Origin of the sequence: Mycobacterium sp. E2462 (assembly GCF_001672685.1) — a bacterium.
Taxonomy (GTDB): Bacteria; Actinomycetota; Actinomycetes; order Mycobacteriales; family Mycobacteriaceae; genus Mycobacterium.
In genome coordinates, this window is record NZ_LZKC01000279.1 from 1 (window position 1) to 1,329 (window position 1,329).

At 73.2% G+C, this 1,329-nt stretch carries 2 protein-coding genes; both read right to left on the minus strand.

All coding sequences use genetic code 11. The features are described 5' to 3' along the window. Positions 1-68 precede the first annotated feature (68 nt). Positions 69-383: a DUF4190 domain-containing protein gene (locus A5714_RS13890; RefSeq protein ID WP_068071136.1), complete on the minus strand. Its 315-nt coding sequence runs from the start codon at positions 381-383 to the stop codon at positions 69-71. A 79-nt stretch (positions 384-462) separates the two neighbouring features. Further along, a complete protein-coding gene (locus tag A5714_RS13895; protein ID WP_068285931.1) occupies positions 463-1,242 on the minus strand; it encodes an acyl-CoA dehydrogenase family protein in 780 nt (259 codons plus the stop codon). Positions 1,243-1,329 lie beyond the last annotated feature (87 nt).

Consider the following 1,329-nt stretch of genomic DNA (forward strand, 5'->3'; position numbering starts at 1 on the left):
GAGATCCAGCGCAACATCATCGCCGAACGCGTGCTGGGGCTGCCGCGGCATTGACCCCGGGTCGGACCTCAGCAGTTGGTGGTGGCCGGGTTGTCCAAGCAGCGCTGCAGGCGGTCCGGGTCCTGGGCGTCCAGCCAGGAGTAATACCCGATGGCGACCAATCCGGCCGCGATCGCGATGCCCCCTAACACCATGCCCGTCAACGCGATTCCGGGGTTGGTGGCCTCGCCGCGCTGAACCCGTCGACGGGCGATGTCACCGGTCACCACCGCCGCGATACCCAGCGGCACCCCGATGAGCAGCCAGCAGGTCACCAGCCCCACCGCGCCGAGGAGCAACGAAGCGACGCCGAACTGGTTGCGAGGGGCGCCGGGCTGAGTCATCGCGCCCAGTCTGCCCCGCGCCGCATCCCGGAACAAGCGCCGGCCCGACGCGCCCACCGGCCACCCGGCCGGGTCCGCGTCACAGCTGGATGAGCCGCGGCGCCGATCCGTTCGCCAGCAGGGCCTTTCCCGCCTCGCGGGTCAGGCCCCGCGCGCTTCCGAGCAGGCCGTCGAGGATGAGTGACCGCTTGATGTGCCGGTGCAGCTGGTGCTCGGCGGTGAAGCCGACGCCCCCCAGGACCTGTTGGCAATGCCGGGCGGCGGTCAGCGCGGCCTGCCCGGCCGCCGCCTTGGCCAGCGCGGACGCCAGGGCATCGGCCCCGTCGGCGGCCTGCAGCGTCGCCTCGGCACCCTCGAGCGCCACCAGGGTCTCGGCGAGGCGGTGGCGAATCGCCTGGAACGAGCTGATCCGCCGCCCGAACTGCACCCGGTCGACGGCGTGCTGACGCGCCAGCGCCAGCATCGCCCGACTGCTGCCCACCAGCCACCAGCCCAGCGCGCGGCGCCCGGCCGCCAGCGCGGCGGGGGCCGGCGCCTCGCCGCGCGCCGCGGGGTGGATGGGCAGGTCGCCGTCCACGGCCGAGGTGGGGCCGTCGGTGCGCTCCCAGACGACCCACCCCGCGGTGAACGGCAGTGCCACGGTGCCGCCGGCGTCGAAGCCCATCGCGCGCAGCACGACGTCGTTGAGCACCGGCGCGTGCGCGCCGGTCTCGCCCAGCAGGCGGAACACCAGAGGGATTGCCAGATCCGGTATTTCGTCGAGCATCTCGCGCCAGCCGAGGTCGCTCAGCGCCGCGTCGAGCTTCTGGCCGGATCCGGCGCACGACAGCATCGCGGTGCGCAGCGAGTCGCCCAGCATCCGCAGCTCGTCGGGGTCGGTGGTGCTCACGGTTCACTCCTTGCCGAGATCGAGGAGCCGGCGGGCGATGATGTTGCGCTGGATCTC

Bases quoted from the DNA above. Each gene is read 5' to 3' on its own strand.
- A5714_RS13895 (WP_068285931.1), bottom strand. From the start codon at position 1,242: ATGCTGGGCGACTCGCTGCGCACCGCGATGCTGTCGTGCGCCGGATCC.
- A5714_RS13890 (WP_068071136.1), bottom strand. From the start codon at position 383: ATGACTCAGCCCGGCGCCCCTCGCAACCAGTTCGGCGTCGCTTCGTTG.